The sequence below is a fragment of the Streptomyces sp. JLBG701 genome, from assembly GCF_058544905.1.
In genome coordinates this window covers 8199667-8222580 of record NZ_CM178588.1, presented here as the reverse complement: position 1 = coordinate 8222580, position 22914 = coordinate 8199667, and the positions used below count along the sequence as shown (strand labels likewise).

At 70.4% G+C, this 22914-nt stretch carries 18 protein-coding genes; 9 read left to right on the top strand and 9 right to left on the bottom strand.

All coding sequences use genetic code 11. The annotated features are described in order from the left end of the window. On the bottom strand, nucleotides 1-969 hold the full coding sequence (locus tag AC5DRG_RS38025) for a GDP-L-fucose synthase family protein (RefSeq protein ID WP_491804258.1): 969 nt from the start codon (nucleotides 967-969) through the stop codon (nucleotides 1-3). 105 nt (nucleotides 970-1074) lie between these two features. On the opposite strand from AC5DRG_RS38025, the gene gmd reads away from it, so the two are divergent. The 4 genes from gmd (at nucleotide 1075) to AC5DRG_RS38005 (ending at nucleotide 7957) form a co-directional block, all read left to right on the top strand. Then, complete coding sequence (gmd, locus tag AC5DRG_RS38020) at nucleotides 1075-2088, top strand: GDP-mannose 4,6-dehydratase (protein WP_491804257.1); 1014 nt, start codon at nucleotides 1075-1077, stop codon at nucleotides 2086-2088. Next, nucleotides 2085-4841: a CBM96 family carbohydrate-binding protein gene (locus AC5DRG_RS38015; RefSeq protein WP_491804255.1), complete on the top strand. Its 2757-nt coding sequence runs from the start codon at nucleotides 2085-2087 to the stop codon at nucleotides 4839-4841. The genes gmd and AC5DRG_RS38015 overlap by 4 nt, the downstream gene beginning before the upstream one ends. Nucleotides 4842-5069: 228 nt before the next feature. Further along, the gene (locus tag AC5DRG_RS38010; RefSeq protein ID WP_491804253.1) at nucleotides 5070-7307 is read left to right on the top strand and encodes a LamG domain-containing protein; all 2238 of its coding nucleotides are present in this window, start codon (nucleotides 5070-5072) and stop codon (nucleotides 7305-7307) included. Beyond that, the gene (locus tag AC5DRG_RS38005; protein ID WP_491804252.1) at nucleotides 7304-7957 is read left to right on the top strand and encodes a hypothetical protein; all 654 of its coding nucleotides are present in this window, start codon (nucleotides 7304-7306) and stop codon (nucleotides 7955-7957) included. The genes AC5DRG_RS38010 and AC5DRG_RS38005 overlap by 4 nt, the downstream gene beginning before the upstream one ends. On the opposite strand, the gene AC5DRG_RS38000 is transcribed toward AC5DRG_RS38005, so the two are convergent. Further along, entirely contained in the window at nucleotides 7927-9054 is a 1128-nt protein-coding gene (locus AC5DRG_RS38000) for a glycosyltransferase (RefSeq protein ID WP_491804250.1), read from the bottom strand. The genes AC5DRG_RS38005 and AC5DRG_RS38000 overlap by 31 nt on opposite strands. Then, entirely contained in the window at nucleotides 9051-9590 is a 540-nt protein-coding gene (locus tag AC5DRG_RS37995) for a WcaF family extracellular polysaccharide biosynthesis acetyltransferase (RefSeq protein ID WP_491804249.1), read from the bottom strand. The genes AC5DRG_RS38000 and AC5DRG_RS37995 overlap by 4 nt, the downstream gene beginning before the upstream one ends. A gap of 103 nt (nucleotides 9591-9693) precedes the next feature. Here AC5DRG_RS37995 and AC5DRG_RS37990 point away from each other — a divergent pair, with 103 nt between their 5' ends. Beyond that, entirely contained in the window at nucleotides 9694-11154 is a 1461-nt protein-coding gene (locus tag AC5DRG_RS37990) for a hypothetical protein (RefSeq protein ID WP_491804247.1), read from the top strand. Nucleotides 11155-11173: 19 nt separating this feature from the next. On the opposite strand, the gene AC5DRG_RS37985 is transcribed toward AC5DRG_RS37990, so the two are convergent. From AC5DRG_RS37985 to AC5DRG_RS37975, 3 genes are read right to left on the bottom strand one after another with little or no spacing between them, the layout of a single operon-like run. Further along, a complete protein-coding gene (locus tag AC5DRG_RS37985) occupies nucleotides 11174-12403 on the bottom strand; it encodes an MATE family efflux transporter (RefSeq protein WP_491804246.1) in 1230 nt (409 codons plus the stop codon). Next, nucleotides 12400-14034: a P-loop NTPase family protein gene (locus tag AC5DRG_RS37980; protein WP_491804244.1), complete on the bottom strand. Its 1635-nt coding sequence runs from the start codon at nucleotides 14032-14034 to the stop codon at nucleotides 12400-12402. Before AC5DRG_RS37980 ends, AC5DRG_RS37985 begins: the two co-directional genes overlap by 4 nt. Further along, nucleotides 14031-15260: a glycosyltransferase gene (locus tag AC5DRG_RS37975; RefSeq protein WP_491813267.1), complete on the bottom strand. Its 1230-nt coding sequence runs from the start codon at nucleotides 15258-15260 to the stop codon at nucleotides 14031-14033. The genes AC5DRG_RS37980 and AC5DRG_RS37975 overlap by 4 nt, the downstream gene beginning before the upstream one ends. 193 nt (nucleotides 15261-15453) lie before the next feature. On the opposite strand from AC5DRG_RS37975, the gene AC5DRG_RS37970 reads away from it, so the two are divergent. Beyond that, nucleotides 15454-15906, top strand: a complete 453-nt coding sequence (locus AC5DRG_RS37970; RefSeq protein WP_491804243.1) for an FAD synthase family protein — start codon at nucleotides 15454-15456, stop codon at nucleotides 15904-15906. Here AC5DRG_RS37970 and AC5DRG_RS37965 read toward each other — a convergent pair. After that, complete coding sequence (locus AC5DRG_RS37965; RefSeq protein ID WP_491804241.1) at nucleotides 15869-16582, bottom strand: CDP-alcohol phosphatidyltransferase family protein; 714 nt, start codon at nucleotides 16580-16582, stop codon at nucleotides 15869-15871. The two genes, AC5DRG_RS37970 and AC5DRG_RS37965, sit on opposite strands and share 38 nt — an antisense overlap. Before the next feature lie 67 nt (nucleotides 16583-16649). After that, nucleotides 16650-17459: a GH12 family glycosyl hydrolase domain-containing protein gene (locus AC5DRG_RS37960; protein WP_491804240.1), complete on the bottom strand. Its 810-nt coding sequence runs from the start codon at nucleotides 17457-17459 to the stop codon at nucleotides 16650-16652. A gap of 208 nt (nucleotides 17460-17667) precedes the next feature. On the opposite strand from AC5DRG_RS37960, the gene AC5DRG_RS37955 reads away from it, so the two are divergent. The 3 genes from AC5DRG_RS37955 (at nucleotide 17668) to AC5DRG_RS37945 (ending at nucleotide 22156) form a co-directional block, all read left to right on the top strand. Then, nucleotides 17668-18684, top strand: coding sequence for a LacI family DNA-binding transcriptional regulator (locus tag AC5DRG_RS37955; protein ID WP_491804239.1), 1017 nt, complete (start codon nucleotides 17668-17670; stop codon nucleotides 18682-18684). Nucleotides 18685-18805: 121 nt separating this feature from the next. Beyond that, a complete protein-coding gene (locus AC5DRG_RS37950; RefSeq protein ID WP_491804238.1) occupies nucleotides 18806-20860 on the top strand; it encodes a glycoside hydrolase family 31 protein in 2055 nt (684 codons plus the stop codon). 108 nt (nucleotides 20861-20968) lie between these two features. Next, entirely contained in the window at nucleotides 20969-22156 is a 1188-nt protein-coding gene (locus AC5DRG_RS37945; RefSeq protein ID WP_491804237.1) for a sulfotransferase family protein, read from the top strand. Nucleotides 22157-22183: 27 nt separating this feature from the next. Here AC5DRG_RS37945 and AC5DRG_RS37940 read toward each other — a convergent pair whose 3' ends face one another. Further along, the gene (locus tag AC5DRG_RS37940; protein ID WP_491804235.1) at nucleotides 22184-22900 is read right to left on the bottom strand and encodes a glycoside hydrolase family 12 protein; all 717 of its coding nucleotides are present in this window, start codon (nucleotides 22898-22900) and stop codon (nucleotides 22184-22186) included. Nucleotides 22901-22914 lie beyond the last annotated feature (14 nt).

Below are 22914 nucleotides of genomic sequence, written 5' to 3'. Positions count from 1 at the left end.
TCAGTGCTGGGCGAGCCACCACTCGTATGTCGACCTGATGCCGTCTCGCAGTTCCACCGACTGCTTGAAGCCGAGCGCTGTGAGTCTGGAGACGTCCAGGAGTTTGCGCGGGGTGCCGTCGGGCTTCGTCGTGTCCCAGACGATCTCGCCTTGATACTCCGTCACCTCCCGGATCAACGCGGCCAGTTCGGCGATCGGGAGATCTTCGCCGCAGCCGATGTTGACCGGGCCCTCGTCGTCGTAGCGGGCCAGGAGCAGGGTGCAGGCCGCTGCCACGTCGTCCACGTGCAGGAACTCCCGGCGGGGGGTGCCCGTGCCCCAGAGGACCACCTCGGGGGCGCCGGTCTCGCGGGCCTCGTGGAAGCGGCGGATCAGGGCGGGGAGGACGTGGGAGGTGGCCAGGTCGAAGTTGTCGCCGGGGCCGTAGAGGTTGGTCGGCATGGCGCTGATGTACGCGGCGCCGTACTGGCGGCGGTACGACTGAACCTGGGTGATGCCGGCGATCTTGGCGATGGCGTAGGCCTCGTTGGTCGGCTCCAGTGCGCCGGTGAGCAGGGAGTCCTCGCGGATCGGCTGCTCGGCGAGCTTCGGGTAGATGCAGGACGAGCCGAGGAACAGCAGGCGCTCGACGCCGGCGGTGTGCGCGCCGGCGATGACGCTCAGCTGGATCCGCAGGTTGTCCTCCAGGAACTGCACCGGATAGGTGCTGTTGGCCATGATCCCGCCGACCTTGGCGGCGGCCAGCACGACGGCGTCCGGGTGGGCGTCGCGAAGGAAGGCCTCGGTCCGTGCGGAGTCGCGCAGATCGAGCTGGTCCCGACCGCGGGTCAGTACCTCGTGTCCGTCGGCCTCCAGCCGTCGTACCACCGCGGAACCGACCAGGCCGCGATGGCCCGCGACGAACACGCGGGCCGGGCGCGGAAGCAGGGGGGACGTGGGGTCGGGCTGGGGCGAAGCGTCAGCAGTCATGGCGCGGATTGTGCCAGCGACGGCGGCCCTCAGGGAACGTTCCATGGAAATCTGGGTCAATTCACATGAAAGTGCGGCCTGTTGGCCGTGACGGAGGGGGTACGGATGGGCAAGTCGGCACTCATCACCGGAGTGACCGGTCAGGACGGCTCGTATCTGGCGGAGCTGTTGCTGGGCAAGGGCTACACCGTGCACGGCCTGATACGCAGGTCGTCGAGTTTCAACACCGAGCGGATCGACCACATCTACCAGGGGCCCGACCAGCCGGAACGCTCGTTCATCCTGCACCACGCCGACCTCTCGGACGGGGTGGCGCTGGTGAACCTGCTGCGTGACATCAGGCCCGACGAGGTATACAACCTCGGCGCGCAGTCGCACGTCCGGGTCTCCTTCGACGCGCCCCTGTACACGGGCGACGTCACCGGGCTGAGCGCGGTCAGGCTGCTGGAGGCGGTCCGGGCGAGCGGCATCCACACCCGGCTCTACCAGGCCTCGTCGTCGGAGATGTTCGGTTCCACACCGCCGCCGCAGAACGAGAAGACGCCGTTCCATCCGCGCAGCCCGTACGGTTGCGCCAAGGTCTTCGGCTACTGGACGACCGTCAACTACCGCGAGGCGTACGACATGTTCGCGGTCAACGGCATCCTCTTCAACCACGAGTCCCCGCGCCGCGGCGAGACCTTCGTGACCCGCAAGATCACCCGTGCCGTCGCCCGCATCCAGGCGGGTCTCCAGGACCGTCTCTACCTCGGCAACCTCGACGCGGTGCGCGACTGGGGATACGCGCCCGAGTACGTCGAGGCGATGTGGCGGATGCTCCAGCGGGACCAGCCGGACGACTACGTGGTCGCCACCGGTGAGGCCGCGTCCGTACGGCAGTTCCTTGAGGTGGCGTTCAGTCATGTCGGCCTGGACTGGGCCGAGTTCGTGCGCTACGACCCCAAGTACGAGCGGCCCAGCGAGGTCGACGCGCTGATCGGGGACGCCTCCAAGGCGGAGGAGCTGCTCGGCTGGAAGCCGTCGGTGAAGGTGCAGGAGCTGGCCCGCATCATGGTGGACGCCGATGTGGCCAGCCTGGACAACGAGATGGCCGGTACGGCGGTCAGGGTGGACAGATGAGACGGGCACTGCTGTCCGTACTCGCCCTGACAGCGGGCCTGTTGGGCGGTACGACGGTCACGGCACCGTCGGCCGCCGCGGTCACCTCCCCGGTCGCGTTCAGCGCGGACGACCTGGACACCTGGCAGACCAACGGGATCGTGTGGGCGCTCGCCGAGAGCGGCTCCACGGTCTTCGCGGGCGGCACCTTCTCCACCATCCGGCCGCCGGGGGTCGCCTCCGGCGGCACCGGCACGCAGTCGGCCGTGAACTTCGCGGCGTTCAACGCGGCGACCGGCGCCCCGACGAGCTGTTCCCTGTCCTTCACCCGCACCTCCGGCACCGCCACGGTGCGCGCGCTGGCGGTCTCCCCCGACGGTGAAACCCTTTACGCGGGCGGCTACTTCACCGCCGTGAGCGGCGTCGCGGTCAACGGCCTCGCGGCGATCGACATCGACACCTGCACGGCCCGGTCCGCCTTCAACCCCGCCTTCAACTCGACCGTGCGCGCCCTGGACGTGGCGCCCGACGGCACGGTCTACGTGGGCGGCGACTTCACGACCGTACGCGGCACCGCCCGGCAGCGGTTCGCCGCGCTGACCCCGGCCGGGGCGCTCACCTCGTGGACTGCGGACGCGGATCTGTCGGGGCGGGCGGTCGAGGTCACCGAGGACGGTCAACACGTCGTGCTGGCCGGTGACTTCACCACCGTCGCGGGCACGGACTCGCACTCCCTGGCCGTGGTGGACACCGCGACCGGCGCCCTGGAGCACACCTACCCGATCGGGTTCATCCCCGCCACGGCCGTCATCAAGGACCTGGTGACGGACGGCACGGGCGTGTACGCGGCCGGCGAGGGCATGGGCGGCGCCTCCTTCGACGGGCGGCTCGCCATCGACACCGACGACTGGGAGCAGCGCTGGCGGGACACCTGCCAGGGCGCCAATCAGGCGCTCGCGGTGTACCAGACGGTGCTGTACAGCGGGAACCACTCCCACGACTGCTCCTCGATGGGCGAGTACCCCAACGTCGAGCGCAAGCACTTCCTGGCGCAGAGCGTCAATGACCCGGCGCTGCTTGCCTGGGCCCCCGACACCAACGAGGGCACCGGCGAACAGCTCGGCCCGCGCGCGCTGACCCTAGCCTCCAGCGGCAGCTCCGAATTCCTGTGGGCGGCGGGCGAGTTCACCACCGTCAACGGTTCGGCCCAGCAGAGCCTGACCCGGTTCGGCACCACCGACACGGGTGCCCCGAGCGCTCCGGCGGTGTGGGCGTCCGCCGACTCCCCCGGCAGTGTCAACGTGCGCTGGCAGGCGAGCCAGGACCTGGACGACGGCAACCTCACCTACGCGATCTACCGCAACGGGTCGAGTACGCCCATCTACACCACGACGGCCTACTCGCTGCCGTGGGAGCGGCCCCAGTGGTCGTGGACGGACACCTCGGTGACCGCCGGGACGACGTATTCGTACCGGATCACGGCGAGCGACGGCACCAACACCAGTGCGCTGTCGACGGCCCGTACGGCTACGGCGGTGAGTTCGGCGGACGCCTACGCGGCTGCCGTACGCGGTGACGGGGCGTCGCTGTACTGGCGGTACGACGAGTCCTCCGGGACCTTCGCCTCCGACAGCAGCGGGGCGAACGACTCGGGCGCGTACGTGAGCACGCCGTCCTACCGGCAGACCCCGGCCGCGGTGCCGGGCTCCAGTACCGCGCTCGGGCTCAACGGCACCTCCGAGTACGTGTACAGCGAGAAGCGGCACAGCCGACCGGATACCTACACCGCGGAGACCTGGATCCGGACGTCCACGACGAGCGGTGGGCGGATCATCGGGTTCGGTGACAACGTCGGTTCCGCACAGGGGTACTTCAGCCGGAACTCCGACCGGCTCGTCTACATGACGGACGCGGGCCTGCTCGGCTTCGGCACCGGCAGCACGCGGGCCGGGAACCAGGCGACCATCCTGACCTCGGCCGCCTACAACGACGGGGCCTGGCACCATGTGGCCGCGTCCCAGGGCCCGGGCGGCATGGCGCTGTACGTGGACGGCGTGCTGGTCGGCTCCAACACCGTGACGACGGCGCTCAATACGAGCGGCTTCTGGCGGGTCGGCGCGGACACGCTCACCGGATGGCCGTCGAACCCGACGAGCGCGTTCTTCGCGGGCACGGTCGACGAGACGGCCGTGTACCCGAGCGCGCTCAGCGCCGAGCAGGTCGCCACGCACTACGCCGTCGGCACCGGTTCGGGCGGGGGCGGGGGCGAGGAGTCCACGGTCACGCTGGCCGCGACCGAGGACTCGTACGTCAACGGCTCGGCGACCGGCACCAATTACGGCACGTCGACCTCGCTCGCCGTGCGCGGCACCGCCGCTTACATCGGCTATCTGCGCTTCGAGCTGCCGGCCGCACCCAGCGGCACGACGCTCACGGGCGCGGTACTGCGGCTGCGCACCACGTCGCTCAGCACGGCCGGGTCGGCGGACTCGTTCGACGTGGTGCCGGTGACCGGGGACTGGACCGAGACGGGGGTCACGTACGCGAACCGTCCCGCCCTGTCCTCGACGGTGCTGGGCACGCTGGCCGCGCCGAACGCGGTGTCGACCGACTACGAAGTGGCTCTCAGCTCAAGCGGGTTGAGCGGGCTGCTCGGGTCGACGTCGTCGGTGGCGCTGACCAGCACCGGCACCGACGCGCTGTGGCTGTGGTCGAGCGAGGTCGGCACCGAGGACTACCGGCCCGAGCTAGTCCTCACGTTCAGCCCTTCCTGAGCCCCCACCTCAGACTGCCGGGCGGCCCGGACGACCCCTCCCCCGGACCGCCCGGCTCTCTCTGCACCAAGCGAACTGGTGAATTCCGGTGCGCTACAGCGCCCGCTTTTTTGGGGGCGCGGGGAACTGCGCGACCAGCCCCCACCGGGCCGCAGCCAACGAACCGCCTAACCAGCGGAGTACTTCGCACCGCTCGCAGCACAAGGAGATCCAATGCACCACAGACCCATGAGTCGCAGACCCAGACCCCGCCGGAGCCTAGCCGCCCTGGCCCTCACTCTCGCCGCCCCCATGATCAGCGTCCCGCTGACCAGCACGGAGACGGCCGCCCTCACCCCGCCCGTGGCGCTCACCGCGGACGACCTGTCCACCTGGCAGACGAACGGCGTCGTGTACGCCCTCGCCCAGTCCGGCGGGGTCGTGTTCGCCGGGGGCACCTTCTCCGCGATCCGCCCCGCGGGAGCCGCCGCCGGGGACGCCACCGAGCAGGCGGCCGTGAACTTCGCGGCCTTCGACGCGGCGACCGGCGCGCCCACCGGCTGCACGCTCTCCTTCACGGTCGGCGAGGGCACCGCGACCGTGCGCGCGCTGGCCGTCTCGCCGGACGGGCAGACCCTGTACGCGGGCGGGTACTTCGGCGCGGTCAACGGCGTCGGCGTGAACAGCCTGGCCGCGATCGACATCGCCACCTGCACCCCCAGCCCCGACTTCCATCCGGCGGTGGCCGCGACCGTGCGGGCGCTGGACGTGACGGACTCCACGGTGTACCTCGGAGGGGACTTCGGGACCATCAACGGCACCACGAGGGAACGATTCGCCGCCGTGGACACGGCCGGGGCGCTCACGTCCTGGACCGCGAACGCGGACGAGCCCGGACGGGCCGTCGAGGTCACCGCGGACGGGCAGCACGTCGTGATCGGCGGGGACTTCTTCGACGTCAACGGCACCAACTCGCACGCCCTCGCCGTCACCGACGCCACGACCGGCGCCGTGACGACGGCGTACCCGAGCGGCTTCTTCCCGAGCACGTCCGTCGTCAAGGACATCACCGCCGACGCCACCGGCGTCTACACCGCCAACGAGGGCAGCGGCGGCGGGGTGTTCGACGGCCGTACGGCGTTCGAGCCGGACACCTTCGCGCAGCGCTGGCGGGACACCTGCCTGGGCGCCACCCAGGCCCTCCAGCTCTACCAGGGGCTCGTCTACAGCGCCTCGCACGCGCACGACTGCTCCTCGATGGGCGAGTACCCGGACGGACAGCGCCGTCATCTGCTCGCGCAGGGCACCTCCGATCCGGCACTCCTCGGCTGGGCCCCGGACACCAACGACGGCATCGGTGAGGGCATCGGCCCGCGCGTGTTCGCCCTCGCCCCCTCCGGCGGCACCGACTACCTGTGGATCGGCGGCGAGTTCACCACCGTCGGCGGCACCGCACAGCAGGCCCTGACCCGGGTCTCCTCCGGCCCGGACACCGGCGCGCCGACCGTGCCGCAGGTGAAGCTGGAGAGCGTCGTGGCCGGGCAGATCGCCGTCCACTGGCGCTCCAGCTACGACACCGACGACAGCCACCTCACCTACCGCGTCTACAAGGACGGGGCGAGCACCCCGATCTACACGGTGGCGGGCGACTCGCTGCCCTGGTCGCGGCCCCAGCTCACCTGGACCGACACGAGCGTGGCGGCCGGCGAGACCCACTCGTACCGGATCAGCGCCTCCGACGGCACCAACACGACGTCCAAGTCCACCGCCCAGTCGGTGACCGTGGCCAGCGCGGCGGACGCGTACGCCACGGCGGTCCGGGGCGACGGGGCGTCGCTGTACTGGCGGTACGGCGAGGCCTCGGGCACCTACGCGGCCGACAGCTCCAGCGCGGACGACAGCGGTGTCCACTGGAACGCGCCGACGCAGGCCGTGACCGACGCGGTGGCCGGATCCGGCTCCTCGGTCGGCTACACGGGTTCGCAGAGCGAGTGGACGTACAGCGACAAGCTGCACAGCGCCCCGACCTCCTATTCGCTGGAACTGTGGTTCAAGACCACGAGCACCAACGGCGGGAAGCTCATCGGCTTCGCCAACAAGGTGCAACTGACGTCCACGGTCTACGACAAGCACATCTACATGACCAACAACGGACGGCTCGTCTTCGGCGTCTACCCGGGCGCGATCCGGACCATCACCACGCTCCAGTCCTTCAACGACGGTGCCTGGCACCACGTCGTCGCCACCCAGGGCAGTGACGGCATCCGGCTGTACGTGGACGGAACACAGCGCGCGTCCAACGCGTTCGTCACCGGGAACGAGGCGGGCAGCGGGTACTGGCGGGTCGGCGGCGACAACCTCGACAGCTGGACCAACCGGCCCTCCAGCCGCTTCTACACCGGACTGATCGACGAAGTCGCGGTGTACGGCGGGGTCCTGACGTCGAGTCAGGTCGCGTCCCACTACGCGCTCGGGACGGCCTCGTGAGGCGTACCGCGGTCGCGGCGGCGCTGCTGCTCCTGCCCCTGCTCGCCGCGTGCGGCGGGGGCGGGGAGCAGCGCACCGAGGCGGCCGGGAGCAGTCCGCGGCCGGCGGGAGAATCGGCGGCACCGACGTCCGGTTCTCCCTCCCCCACCGCCGCCGGGAAGAGCGCGTCCAGCGCCTCCTCCCAGGGCCCGAAGAACACCGTCCCCGACGACGAACTCACCCCGGCCACCGGGTCGTTCACCAAGAAGGAGAAGAAGTACCTGTCCGGGCGGGTGCCCGAGGGGACCGATCCGGCGGCGATCCTCCAGGCCGGCCAGGAGACCTGCGACAAGATCGCGTACACGGCGAAGGTCGACCGGGACGCGGCCGTGGGGGCGGTCATCGCGGGCGAGATCAGCGGGGCGAAGGCCGCGGTGGAGGGGCTGTGCCCGGACCTCCGGTCGGTCATCGACGACGCCGAGGGCGGCTACGCCGACGGCGACCACGCGCAGCCCGCGGCCGGCACCTACCGTGCCCTGACCCCGACGAAGGACTGCTCGTGGTCCCTCGACGGCACGTCGGGCACCGAGCACACGATCACCGTCAAGAAGGGAACCAAGTCCTTCTCGTCCAGCGGGTGTTACGCCTGGGCCCGCACCAGCGACTCGTAGAGCGACTGGAGGCGGTCGGTGACCGCCTCCAGCGAGAAGGACGTACGGGAGAGCTGCCAGGCCGCCTCGGAGGCGGTCTCGGCGGCGTCCGGATCCAGCAGGGCGAGGATCTCTCCCGCGATGCGCTCGGGGGTGCGGGCCACCCGGCCCCCGCCCGAGCGGGTCAGGTCGTCGGCGAGCCCGTTGGTAGGCGTGACCACCGACGGGACGCCCACGGAGAGGGCCTCAAGCACGGACATCGGGAACGGTTCGTCCACCGAGGGCAGGACATGCACATGGGCCCGGCGCAGTTCACCGAGGACCGCGCCGGGCGCCAGGCTGCCCAGGTAGTCGACGGAGTCGGCCACGCCCAGGGACTCGGCGAGCTTCAGCGCCGCACCGAGCTCGCCCTCGTCGGCCCCGGCCAGCACGAAGCGGGCCTCGGGGTGGTGGCGCAGCACCTCGGGGGCGGCGGCGACGAAGTCCGAGGGGCGTTTGCGGGCCTGCATCCGGGCCAGGTACAGGATGCGTGGTGGTCCGGCAGGGTGCGGGCGGCGGTTCTGTGCGGGTACGCCGTTGACGAGCCGGACGCCGTTTCCGGGGTCGGTTCCGCCCAACACCGCGTTCAGGCCCTTGCGTTCGTACGACGTGAGGTGCAGGACGGCGTCCGCACTGCGCAGCACCCGGCGTACGGCGACGGCGTCGAGGAGCTTGGCGAGCGCCTTGTCGCTGGGGTCGACCATGCCGTGCGTCTGGAGGACCAGCGGGCGCCTCGCCGCGAGCGCCGCCAGTGCGATCGGCAGGGTCACCAGGTCGCGGGCGAGGTGGACGTGGACGACGTCGGCGTCGCGGACCAGGCGGCGGGCGCCGGCCAGCAGAGACGGCGAGGTGATGCCGCTGAAGCCGGCGCCGGGCAGGACGCGGCGGGCCGGGTAGAGGCGGGCGGGGCTGCCGTCGACGTCGGTCGGGAGCGGCCCGTCGAAGCCGGAGCCGAGCGCGACGATCCGCGTCTCGACGCCCCGCGCGGCCAGTCCGCCGGTGAGGTTGACGGCGACGCGGACCGGGCCGCCGAACGCCTGGGTCGGCGTGTGCAGGGTGACCGCGTGCAGGACTCTCACGGTGTGGGCTCCTTCAGCTCACGGGTCCCCGCCGCCGTGTGCAGCGTGAGTTCCGGCAGGTCCCGGCCGAGGACGGCACCGGCGCCGACCACCGCGTGGCGGCCGACGGTGACCCCGGCGAGCACGGTCGCCCGCGCGGCGATCCACGCGCCGTCCTCTACCCGGATGGGCGCGTTGCGGTACCGGAAGTCGGTCGTACGGTGGTCATGGCTGCCGGTGCACAGCAGCGCCTCCTGGGAGACGCACACGTGGGCGCCGATGGTGACCGGCTCCAGGTTGAGCAGCCAGGCGCCCTCGCCGATCCAGGTGTGGTCGCCGACGGTCAGCTTCCAGGGCCACAGGATCCGCACCCGGTGCCTGATCAGCACACCTTCACCGATCTTCGCGCCGAAGGCCCGCAGCAGCGCGACGCGTATGCGGGCCGGGCAGAACCACGCCATGAACAGCGTGTTCATCACGCAGAACCAGAGTGCCTGCACCGCGATCCCGCGTCCCTTGTCGTATCCGGACAGGGTGAACGTCCGTAGATCGCGCATGAGTCGCCCCCCTCAGAGCCCCGTTGTGATCCACCCTAGGGATTCAACGCCCACTTCGCACACAAATCCGTAGACTCTGTGAACGATAAGTAGAGGGGGGCTTATGGCCGTGGCAACACCGGCTGTCGGAACGTCGGTTGGACGGCTGGCGCCCGGCGCCCTGCGGCGCGTGCTCGCGCTGCCGCTGGTCCTGGGGTTGACGGTGTTGCTGCCCGCGTTCGTGGCGCTGCAACCGGGGGCCGGGCTGCGTGACCAGGCCTACGTCCTTCAGCTGGTCCTCACGGTGTACGCGGGGGCGCGGCTGTCCGCGATGATCCTGGGGCGGCATCGCAAGCTGCTTCAGGGCACGTTCTGGCTGTTCGTCTACATGGCGATGGGGATCGCGGCGCTCGCGCAGGCCGTGGTGGGCAAGACGCCGGTGCCGGTGGCTGGTTCGCGGTCCGATCTGGCGCTGGCGGTGGCGCTGGTGATCGTGGCGTGCGTGGCCTTCGACGTGGGGGCGCTGCTGGTGCGGCCTGGGGCGCGGACAACCGCCCGTACGGTGTTCCGGCCGGCGATCGTCGCCCGACGGCGGCTCGCGGTGCTGGTGGCCGTGGCGTTCGTCGGCAGCGGGCTCTTCGTGGTGAAGCTCGGCGGGCTCTCGGTGTTCTTCGCCAGCCGGATGGAGATCAACGAGTCGATCGCCGACAGCGGTCTCTCCAGCGCCGGTTCGCAGGCGAGTACGGCGATCCTGCGCGGCTTCGGCACGGTTCCCGCGCTGCTCGCGCTGATGGTGGTGACCCGCTGGCTGATCACCTCGCCCCGGGCGCGGCGGCGTCCGCTGCCGTGGATCACGCTGGTCGCGCTCGTGGGGCTCAACGCGATCGTCAACAACCCGATCTCCAACCCGCGTTACTGGTTTCTGACCGTCCTGCTCGCCCTGTTGTTCACGGTGTTCCCGCAGAGCCCGGCGATGTACCGGGCGGCGCTGTCGCTGGGGGTCCTGGCGGCCGTGCTGATCTTTCCGTTCGCCGACAAGTTCCGCTACGACGAGGCCAACACCCGGGCCACCGAGACGACTTCGATTCTCGATCCGCTGGTGCTCAAGGATTACGACCAGATGGCGATGTTCGCCAACACCCTGACGTATGCGGATGCGGGCAATGGGCACACGTACGGGCGTCAGCTGACCGGGTCCGTGCTGTTCTTCGTGCCGCGCTCGGTGTGGACCGACAAGCCGAAGGACACGGGGGTGATGGTGAGCGAGTGGATGGCTGCCGCCAACACCAACCGGTCGTCGCCGTTGTGGGCCGAACTCTGGCTGGACTTCGGGCCGTTGGGGATGGTTGGCGGGTTCGGGCTGATCGGGTGGGCGTCTGCTCGGGTGGATCGGCGTTATGCGCACGCGGTGACTCGGCCGGGGCCGGCGAGCATTCTCACGCTGGCGGTGCCGCTGGTTGCCGGGTACTCGTTCATTTTGCTGAGGGGGCCGTTGCTCCAGGCGTCCGGTCGTGTCGCTATCGGCATCATGTGCCTGGCTCTGATTACGACGCTGCGTCCGGAGCGGTGGCGGCAGCTGCACTGACGATGGACAGGTCGGTCGTTCACTGCGGGCCGGTGGGGGCTGGTCGCGCAGTTCCCCGCGCCCCTAAGAACCCCTCTGTCGCTCTGGCCGCCTGCCCCCACGCCGCCGCCCCCTTCAGCACCGACCCCAGGCACAGGCCCCAGGCCGCTCCCGCGACTCCCGTCCATGCGTATCCGGCCAGCAGCAGCCCCGCCGACACCGGGGAGAACACCAGCTGGACGGGGAGTGTGGCCCGGGGTGACAGCACCCGCAGGGCCAGCAGGCCGCTCACGCCGAAGGCCATCGCCGCGTACTGGGCGCCCGTCGCGGGCAGGACGCGTGACGCCGACTCCCAGGTGTCGCCCAGGAGTTGCCTACCCCAAGTCCCGGGCAGCGTGTACAGGACGGCACCCCAGCCGGCGGCTACGGCGGCCAGTGCCGTGCCCGCCAACAGAGCCGCTCGCCGGGGTGCCGGGTGGCGGGTGAGGAGGGGTGGGCCGAAGCCGGTGGCCGCGTTGAAGGCCACGTTGAGGGGGCCGAAGAGGGTGGTCGCACCCCGCAGGGCGCCCACCGCGAGAGGGGTCGCGAACAAACCCAGGGCGAGGACCGCGAGTTGGCTCGTGGCGTTCCCTACTCCGAACTCGACCAGGAAGCGCCGGCCCAGGTGACCTCGTACGAGATAGGGCTTGAGGTCGGCCTTCGCGCCCCTGACGTGCGGGCGCAGCAACGCCAAGGCCAGTAGGAGGGCTGGGAGTGCGGACAGGCCCCACACCAGGGTCGTGCGGGCGGCGGAGGTGTCGTCGGGCTGTAGGGCCAGGGCGGGGAGCGCCACCGCCAGTCTCAACAGGTCGGTCAGCAGGGCCAGTTGGGGTTGGCGTAGGACCGAGAAGCAGTAGCGCAGGGTGTCCTGGGTCAATGTGATCGGCAGGACCAGGCCCAGGGCCGCGAAGACCGCCGCGTCGTCCGTCAGCAGTACCGCGCCGCCCGCCAGCAGGGCCCCCAGCGTGGTCGAGGCGCATGCCGTGAACGCCGTAGCCGAGCGGCAAGCCTGGCGCAGCGTCTCCGGCTCACCCCTGTGCAGTACGAGCTCCTGGCCTACGTACGCCCCGAATCCCCCCAGCAGCACGCTGAACACGACGTACGCCGTGGTGAACAGGGCGAAGGTGTCGGCCTCGCTGTGACGGGCGACCAGGACCAGGACGGCGATGTTGGTGAGCGCGCTCACCGCCTGGTCGAGGACGGAGCAGAGGGCGGCTGTGCGGGCTCTCAACGGGTGACCGAGGACAGTGTGATGGTGGTTTCTGTTTCGGTGGGGAGGGGCCCTACCGGCTTCGGGACCGCGTGCGCGGGGGCTTCCCGGCGGCGGAGACGGCCCTTGCGCTGGCGTCCGCCGGAGTGCAGGACGGCGCCGAGGACCTGGCCGCCGGCTCCGTCGATGAGTTCGCGGATGCGTTCCAGGGCGGTACGGGCGACCGTGCGCGGGTCGCAGACCACGACGACTCCGTCGACGCGGTCGACGAGGGCGAGGGCGTCGGCGTAGGAGAGGACGGGTGGGGCGAGGACGACGACCGTGGTGTTCGGGGCGTCGGCCTGGTCGATGAGGCGGGTGGTGGCCGCGGAGGTGAGGATGCGGGCGACGTGCGGTACGCGGGTGCCGGGGACGAGTTCGAAGGTGCCGGACTCGCCCGCGTCCACCGTGATGTGCCGGCCGCCGGGCCATGGAGTGCCGTCCGTCGCCTGGCCGTTGGCCCAGCTGGCGCGTGTCCGGGGTGCTTCGGGCAGGCGGCTCGCGAGGTCGGGGTGGCGCAGGTCGGCCTCGATGAGGAGGGCGGACATGCCGGTCTCGGCGAAGCAGGCGGTGAGGTTGACGGCGACGATCGACGCCGTGGTGCCCTCGCCGTTCGGTTCGACGACCAGGAGTCTGCGGCGGTCTGCGAAGTGGCGGTCGTACGCCAATCGGAACGCCACTGAGCGGTACTGCTCCGCGAGGCTCCCGTCCGCCGCGAGCAGCGGTTCCTCCGGGACGCGGGGCAGGCTGCCGAGGACGGGGGCGCGCAGTGCGCGGGAGACGGAGTCTGCCGAGCGGGCCGCCGGGTCGAAGATCATGCGCAGCCAGGCGCCGAGCAGGCCCAGGGCCAGGCCGACCACTCCGCCGAGCGCGATGAGCATCGGGGTGCCGAGGCCCTCGGCCTTCGTGGGCGGTTCGGCGGTGACGGTGATGTAGCCCGGGGTGGTGTCCAGGGCCCGCAACTCGCTGATGTCGTTGGTGAGTTCGGCGATCTGGCTGAGCAGGTTGGCCTGCGCGGCGAGCGCGGTGCTCTTCTCGGTGTCGCCCTGGAGCTGGTCGATCTGGTCGAGGAGGTCCTCGCGCTGCTTGGCGAGCGGGTTGAGCTGCTCCTTGTACCCGGCGATCATGTTGTTGACGGTGCCGGTGGTCTGCTTCTCGCGGTATTCGAGGTACGCCTGCGCGAAGGCGTCGGCGCCCTGGGCGGCCTCCCGCGGGGTGCTGCCGACGTAGGTGAACTTCAGGACCAGCGTGTCGGGCGGGTTGGTCACCTGGAGGTGCCCTTGCAGATCGCCTACGTCGGAGGTGCTGACGCCGAGCTTTCGCGCGGCCTGTTCGGCGACCGCGTTGCCGCCGGCGGTCTGCCGTTCGCTGCCGATGTTGATCTGCTTGTCGACCGAAACCCCGTTCGTGGCATAGGGGTTGATGGTCGCCGCCCGCACGAGCACCTCGCTGGAGGACTCGTACGTCGGTGTCGCCCCGAAGGCGAGCCAGGCCCCGGCGAGCAGTCCCGCGACCAGTCCGCCGGAGACCAGGACGCGGTGCCGCAGGATCTGCTGGACCTGGTCGCGCAGCAGCTCGGGCTCTTCCTGCCGCCCGCGTGCGTCTTCGCTCATGCGCGTGCCACTCCTTTGTGCGCGTGGGTGCCACGCTCCAGTGCCTCGGCGAGGAGGTCGTCCAGCCGGCCGAGTCCGGCGGCACGGCTGAGCCGCTCGTCCACGTAAGCGGGCCCGCGGGCCCCGAGCCGGTCGGCCTTGGCGGGATCGGCCGCGAGATCTCGTACGGCCTTCACCAACGCACCCGGGTCCTCCGGGGGGACGAGCACGCCCGCGCCCGAGCGGCGCACCTCGTCGGCGGTGCCGCCCTCGTCGGCGACAGAGGCGATCACCGGGCGCCCGGCGGCGAAGTAGGAGGTGAGCTTGGACGGGATGCTCATGTCCAGGACGGACGCCCGCTGGGTGACCGCGAGGACGTCGGCGGCGGCGAGGACGTCCGGGAAGTCGGCGTCGTCGGCGGGCGGCAGGAAGTTGAAGTTGGGGAGTGCTCCGGCCAACTCCTCAAGCGTGGCTCGCTGGTTGCCATCGCCCATGAGGACGAAGTCCATGCCCGGGTCGAGGCGGGCCGCTTCGACCAACACCTCCAGGCCCTGCTTCAGGCCCATGTTCCCCGAGTGCAGGACGACTTGGCGGTCGGGCGCCCAGCCGAGCCGGGCCCGGGTCTCGGCACGCGGGCGCGAAGGGCGGGCCACGTGAGACCAGTTGGGGACGAGGCGGATGCGGGACGGGTCGACGCCCATGGCCTCGACGCGTGGGCGGAAGGTGTCGTGGATGACGCCGACGAGGGTGGCCCGGCTGAGCGCGTACCGCTCGGCGGCTCCGGCCACGGCGGCCGCCTTGTCGCCGCCGCTGATGCCGCTCTGCGCGGCGGCCGCACCCATCAGGTCCTGCACGACGGGGATGAACGGCACCCGGTGACGGCGGGCGATCCGCGCCGCGGCGACCGCACCCGCCAGGCTCGGCATCTGGGCGACGACCGCGTGCGGGCGGGGCATCCGGGGCGGGGCGGCGAGCTGGTGGGCGAGCAGCGAAGCCTCGAACAGGGCGCGGCGCAGGGCGGTTTGGCGGGCCGGCACGGTGTGTCTTCGCCGGTGCACGGTGACCCCGCCGCGCTCCTCCCGCGCCCGCCACCTGCCCGCATAGGCCGGGTCCAGGCGCCAGGACGGGTAGTGCGGCATGCCCGCGAGAACGTGGATGTCGGCGCCGCGCGCGGCCCAGTGCTCGGCGAGCTGGGTGGCGTACGGGCCGATGCCCGTGTGCTCGGGCGCGTAGTTCGTGGACACCAGCAGCAGCGTGCGGCCGGCGAGTGTGTCGTGTATCCGCTGCGGCTGCTCTATACGGACATGTGTGGGCTCGAATCCGGTCAACGCCGGTCCCCTTCCCCCCAGAAGCGTTCCTTGACCACCTTAACTGTTCACCCGATCTCCAGGTGGACTTCACAGTAAGGTCGTTGAACCATCGACCGTGGGGGGAGAAAACATGGTCCATCGTGTCGGCTATGCGCCCGGCGTCTACGACCTGTTCCACATAGGCCACTTGAACATCCTGAGACACGCCCGCAGCCAGTGCGACTACCTGGTGGCCGGAGTCGTCTCGGACGAGATGGCCGAACTCGCCAAGGGACGCAGCCCGGTGGTCCCGCTGCCGGAGCGGCTGGAGATCGTCCGCAGTGTCCGGCATGTGGACGCCGCGTTCGTCGAGACCGTCCCGGACAAGCTGGAGACCTGGCAGCAGGTCCGCTTCGACGTCATCTTCAAGGGCGACGACTGGCGGGGTACCGAGAAGGGCCGGCGCCTGGAGCGGGACTTCGCGACCGTCGGCGTCGAGGTCGTCTACTTCCCGTACACCGTCCACACGTCCAGCACCCTGCTGGGCAGGGCGCTGGACGCGCTGGTCACGCCGGGTTCCGGGGAAGCCCGGACAGCTCCCTGAACCACTTCGCGAGGAACGCCACGAGGAACACGGTGTGGACGACGGCGAGGACGGCGTAGGCCGCCCGGAACACCTGTGGCGCTCCCAGGGTGAGGAACACCAGGCAGAACACCCCGTAGTCCACCGGCAGCAGGGCGATGGCCCGGAGCCGGGAGGGCTGAGCCGCCGGGGTGGAGCCGACCGCCTTGCCCCTCTTGAGCTGCTCGGTCAACAGGCCGCCGCAGAATGTGACCACCGCGGCGAGCTGGAAGCCCAGCGGCAGCAACAGCCAGCCGTCACCGGGGAGTTCGAAGAACCGGTAGAAGGCGATCAACACCGCCGCATGCAGCGCGACCATCTTCGCGCAGTCCACGACGTGGTCCAGCCACTCGCCCGCGGGCCCGCCCTTCCCGGTGAGCCGCGCGAGCTGCCCGTCCGCCGAGTCGAAGGCGAAGCCGACCACCAACGCGGCGTAAACCGCGAGCGCCAGCGGCCAGGACGGCCGCACGAGTGCCACGGCCGCGATGCCGGCGAAGGTGAACGCGGCGCTCACCAACGTGACTTGATTGGGCGTCAGCCCTACCCGAAACGCGCCCGCCGCCAGGATCCGCCCGGCCGGCCGGTTCACGTACCGCGAGTAGAGCGACACCCCCTTCGCCGACTTCTGCGCGCCGCGCAACGCCGTAAGAGTCCCCACGAGCCCCCCTCGTGTCCCCGTTTCAGTGAACGCAATGATGACACGGGGTGAACGGGAGTTCGGCAGGCTAGCCGATGTTGACGGAGTACGACTTGGTGTCAAGCCGTCCCGTGCCCTTGAAGACCTCGGTGCCCGACTCGATGCCGGAGACGTACTTGTCGTTGCTCAGCAGATTCCGCCGGACGAGCGCCTGGGTGAAGTCGTCCAGGTTGAGGGTGGCCTTGGTGGTGTTGGCGCGGCGGACGAAGGAGTACACCTTCCAGCCGATGTCGCCCTGGTAGATGTCCCACATGGCCCCGCCGAGGCTGACACTGCCGTACTTGGTGCCGAGCGGGCCCGCTCCGCCCTGGCGGTTGAGCCAGATCATGATCTCGTCGGTGGGCTGGTCCTGCCAGTCGGCCGTGTTCTTGGTGTGCAGCCACAGGTCGTAGGCGACGTTCATGGTGCCGGGCGTGGAGTTGAGCGAGAACTCCCAGCTGGCCGTGACCTTCTTGCGGTCGCCGACCCGGATCGGCAGCCCGGTGGACGCCTTGTCGACCTTCCAGCCCCAGTGCCAGCCAAGCACCGTGCTGGCATACGACTTCACGTCGTAGTCCTTGCCGGTGGCGCTGTTGGCCAGGCTGTAGCTCGTGCCCCAGGAAATGGTGGACCCGGACTGGGAGTTGTCCCAGACGCACTGGGTGCCGGTGTACTTCCCCTCGTTCCAGAGGTTGTTGTTCACGTAGTACTTGCCGAGCGTGATGGTGTCGTAGGCCGTGCACTTCTTGCTCGACTCGCCCGCCTGGGCGATGGTCACACCGGCGGCGGCCGCGAGCGCGACCGAGGCGGCGACGAGGGCCTTCGCCTTCTTGGACAGGCGGGGTCTGCGGTGTTGCATCGGGGGTCCTTCCGGGGGACGGTTCGGTGTACGTCCCTTCAGTGGCCGCCGCGGGCGACAAGGTTGCCGTGGCGCCCGAGAAACCTTGTCGAAGCGCTTCGACAACCTATGGACACCCACCCCCGCTGGAGCTACTGTCGAACCACCCTCACCCGCCCGTATTCGCAACGCGCACTGTCGAAGCGCTTCACAAAGCTTGGAGAGCTGGATGGTCACCCTCGCCGAGGTCGCCCAGCACGCCGGAGTCTCGGCGAGCACGGTGAGCTATGTCCTCAGCGGCAAGCGGTCCATCTCCGTGACCACCCGCAAGCGGGTCGAGCGGAGCATCCAGGAGCTGGGGTACCACCCGAACGCGGGCGCCCGCGCCCTGGCCAGCAGCAAGTCGAACATCATCGCGCTGATGGTCCCGCTGCGCACCGACATGTACGTGCCGGTGATGATGGAGATCGCCATCGCCGTGGCGACCACCGCGCGCATTCACGGCTACGACGTCCTGCTGCTCACCGGCGAGGAGGGGCCCGACGCCGTACGCCGCGTCACCGGCAGCGGGCTCGCCGACGCGATGATCCTGATGGACGTGGAGCTGGACGACGAGCGGCTGCCGCTGTTGCGCGGCACGGACCAGCCGTCCGTCCTGATCGGCCTCCCCGCCGACACCAACGGGCTGACCTGCGTCGATCTCGACTTCGGGGCGACGGGCGCGCTGTGTGTGGAGCACCTGGCGATGATGGGGCACCGCGACATCGCTGTCATCGGCGAGGCGCCCGCGGTCTACGAACGGCACACCGGTTTCGCCGAGCGCACCCTCGACGGATTGCGCTCGCGCGCCCGGGAGCTGGGGCTGCGGGTGCTGCACCGGCCGTGCGAGGGCGGCTACGACGCGATGGCCCTCACTCTCGCCCGGGTCTTCGACGAGCGCCCGAGTACCACGGGCTTCGTCGTGCAGAACGAGTCCGCGGTCGAGCCGCTGCTCGCCCTGCTGCGCCAGCAGGGCCGTGCCGTGCCCGAGGACGTGTCGGTGGTCGCGATCTGCCCCGACCAGGTCGCCACCCAGGCCTCGGTGCGGCTCACCTCCGTCGCCATCCCCGCCCAGGAGATGGGCCGGCACGCCGTGGAGCACCTGGTCGCGAAGCTCGACGGGCGAGGCAAGGACGAAGTCGTGCTGATCGCACCCGAGTTGACGGTCCGGGCCAGTACGGGTCCGGCCCCCGCCGCCGCCATCTGATCCGGCTCCGGCCGCATCCATCTGATCCGAGAGCTCCACGCGCGTCGCCCTTCCGGGGCACCCCTGTGCCCGCACCGCCTTCCTGTCTCCTCATGTCTCCACTCCCCCAGGAGCACACCACGTGAATCAGCCTGCCGAAAACCAGCCTCAGGTCAGCTTGGCCCAGTCGTCCCCCACCGTCGGTACGTTCCGGGAGCGGGACGGGGCGCTGGAGTGGAGCGGCCGCCAGGAGACCGTACGGATCGAGCCGTGGGGCCCGGACGCGGTCCGGGTGCGGGCCAGGCTCGGCGGCCCGATCCTCGAAGCGCTTCCGGGCGCCCTCCTGGACGAGGCTCCGGCCACCGAGGCCTCGGTCAAGATCGAGGACGGGCAGGGCACGCTCACGGTCGGCGCGCTGACCGTCGAGGTCGACGCCGAGGGCCTGATCCGCTATCTGCGCACCGAGGACTCTGCCGAGCTGCTGGCCGAGGAGCGCGCCCACTTCTGGTGGCCGGGCTCGCGCCTCTACACGGCCGTCGGCAATGGCCACCACCGCCTTGAGCAGCGGTTCGCCGCCTACGAGGGCGAGAAGCTGTACGGCCTGGGCCAGCACCAGCACGGGCGGCTCGACCAGAAGGGCCTCGTCCTCGATCTGATCCAGCGCAACGCCGAGGTCGGCATCCCGGTGCTGACCTCCAGCCGCGGCTACACCCTCCTGTGGAACAACCCGGCGATCGGCCGCGTGGAGCTGGCCGGCAACGGCACGCGCTGGGTGGCGGACTCGGCCCGCCAGATCGACTACTGGATCACCGCGGGCGCTCCGGCGCGGGCCCAGCGCAACTACAGCGCGGTGACCGGCCGTTCGCCGATGATGCCGGAGTGGGCGGCGGGCTTCTGGCAGTGCAAGCTGCGCTATCGCACCCAGGACGAACTCCTCGCCGTGGCAAGGGAGTACAAGCGGCGCGGACTGCCCATCACCGCGATCGTCTGCGACTTCTTCCACTGGACACACCTGGGCGAGTGGAAGTTCGACCTGTCCGAGTGGCCCGACCCGGCGGCGATGGTCCGTGAACTCGACGAGCTGGGCATCAAGTTGGTGGTCAGCGTCTGGCCGTCGGTGTCCCCGCTCAGCGAGAACCACTCGCTGATGGAACAGCGCGGCTACTTCATCGGCACCCAGTACGGCCCGATGGCCCACGCAGACTGGCCGGACAAGGGGGTCGCCTCCACCGTCCAGGTCGCCTTCTACGACGCCACGAACCCCGAGGCCCGCGAGTTCCTCTGGTCGAAGGTCCGCGACAACTACCTTGCCCCGTACGGCATCACGGCCTTCTGGCTGGACGCCTGCGAGCCCGAGCTGAAGCCGGGCTTCCAGGAGAACCTGCGCTACTGGGCGGGCCCCGGCCTGGAGGTCGGCAACATCTACCCGGCCGACAACGCCCGCACCTTCCACGAAGGCCTGCTCGCGGAGGGCGAGTCCGAGGTCATCACCCTCAACCGCTCGGCGTGGGCGGGCAGTCAGCGCTACGGCGCCGCCCTGTGGTCCGGCGACATCGGCACCGACTTCCCGACCCTGCGCCGCCAGATCGCGGCCGGCCTCAACACGTCGCTCTCGGGCATCCCTTGGTGGAACACCGACATCGGCGGCTTCCACGGCGGCGACCCGAGCGACCCGGCGTACCAGGAGGTCATGGTCCGCTGGTTCCAGTTCGGAGCCCTGTCCCCGCTGATGCGCCTGCACGGCTTCCGCGACCCGGGCATGCCGCTGGGCCCCGACATGACGGGCGGCCCCAACGAGGTCTGGTCCTACGGCGAGGAGGCCGGCGCGATCCTGGAGAAGTACCTGCGGCTGCGCGACCGTCTGAAGCCGTACGTGCTGCGGGTGATGCGGGAGGCCCACGAGGAAGGCCAGCCGGTGATGCGCCCGCTGTTCCTGGAGTTCCCCGAGGACCAGGCAGCGTGGTCGGTCGACGACTCCTACCTCTTCGGCCCGGACCTCCTGGTCGCCCCGGTACTGACGGCGGGCGCCACGGCCCGGACGGCGTATCTCCCGGCGGGCGCGTGGTGGACGGACGCGTGGACGGGCGAGACGTACGAGGGCGGTACGGCCGTCACGGTCGACGCCCCGCTGGACCGCATCCCGCTGTTCCTGCGGGACGGGGCGCGGCTGCCGGTGGCGGAGCAGGGCGCGCTGTGAACTTCCGTTAACGGAACGATTTCCGGTGAACTTCCCTGTGGAGAGGGGCAGTTGGCGTGGGTAGGTTCGCCCCGTCCACTGCCCCCCACGCGAAGGATGTTCCCCCACATGTCCTCGTCCCCGCTCGCCCTCGATGTGGCCAATCTGCTGCTCAGCCCGTGGTTCGGCTCCCGCCGCACCCCCGACCGGAACTTCGACCGGCTGCTCGCCGATGCCGAACAGGCGGACGGGGACAAGCAGTTCGTCGACGAGTTCAGGTTCCTGTTGCGCCACTGGGCCAGGGACGAGACCCTCACGCCGGTCGGCTGGGCGTCCGCGCAGACCCACGTCCGCAGGCATCTCACCAACCGGGCCCGGATCCGCCGACTGATCGCCGAGCACCCCGAGATCGCCCAAGAGCCCATCGAGAAGCCAGTGTTCGTGGTGGGTCTGCCGCGCACCGCGACCACACTCACCCACGGCGTGCTGTCCCTCTCGCACCAGCACCGATGTCCGAGGTTGTGGGAACTACTGACCCCCGACCTGGACGGAACGCCCTGGCAGCGACGGAAGGCGCTCAGGACCGCGCGCGTCATGGTCGGCGGAATCAACCTTTTCGATCCGGGCTACCGCGACATCCACCCGATGGTGCCCGAGGGCCCCGAGGAGTGCACCTTCGCCCTCCCGCACACCATCATGCCGCTGTCCCAGGCCCGCATTCCCGAGTACCAAGTCCGCCTCTACGAGCGGGACTTCACCCCCGACTACGCGTACCTCAAGCAGATCTACCAGGTACTCCAGTACGGCCGCGTCCGCCGCCGCTGGGTGCTGAAGTCCCCGCTGCACACCGACAATCTGGACGCGCTGCTCGCGGCCTTCCCGGACGCCACGCTCGTGTGGACCCACCGTGACCCGGCCGCTGTCGTGGCCTCGTTCTGCAGCCTGATCGAGCACGGCATGGCCATCACCCTGCGCCCCCTGGACCTGCACGGCCTCGGCGCCACCTGGCTGGAGCTCCTGAGCCGCTCCGTGAGGCGCGGCCTGGCGGCCCGTTCCGCGATCCCCCGCGAGTCCCTGGTCGACGTCCCGTACTCCTGGCTCGGATCCGACCCGGAGGCGGGCGCCCCGAAGCTCTACGACGCCATCGGCGCCCGCTGGACCGACGCCGACGCGGCCCGCCTCCCCGGGGTCGTCGCCCGCCCCAGGGGATCCCGCCGGCACACCTACGACCTGGCCCGCTATGGCCTGACCCGGGCCGACGTCGACGCTGCCTTCGCCGACTACAACGTACTGCGGGCCGAGGTCGACCGCGCCTGACGGTACGACCCCGGCCCTGATGGTGGATCAGCTGCTGCTGACCGTCAGGTTGTTGGCGGCGAAGTCGAGCCCGCCGGACGACGAGGTGATCTCGAAGCCGAACTGCACGTCACCGATGGTCTCGTTGCCGAACCAGCCCTTGGTGTCCTTGATCCACTTGAGGATCGGCAGGACGTTGACCGTGCCGGAGGACGAGTCGGAGGTGCGCAGGAACGAGAAGACCTCGTTCGCTCCGTTGTTGCCCTTGTACACGGTCCAGGTGTGGCCGCCGAGGGTGAGGTTGCCCTGCGAGGTGCCCAGGGGGCCGACGGCTCCGTTGTAGTTGACCCAGAGCATGATCTCGTAGTCGTAGTCGGTGTCCCAGATGTCGTACGACGTGTTGTACGCGCCGGACGACGGGACGGTGACGTTGTAGCTGCTGGATAGCGAGCCGAGCGAGGTGATCGTCTTGTTGATCACCTTCTTGGAGTTGGGGTAGGACTTGATGCCGCCGGTGTTGGGGTGGTTGGCCCAAACACCCCAGTTGGTACCGGAGTTGGCCCAGATGCACTGGCTGCCGGCGCCGGAGCCCCAGATGTTGTTGTAGAGCGTGTAGCCGTTCAGGCTGGTGTTGCCCCACTGGTCGCAGGAGCTCCAGACGGCGGCCGAGGCGGGGGCGGAGGCGAGGCCGATGGTGGCGCCGAGCGCGAGGGCGGGTGCCAGCAGGGCCTTGGTGATCCTGCCGAGCGTGCGGGTTGTTGCCATGGTGTCCCTTCCAT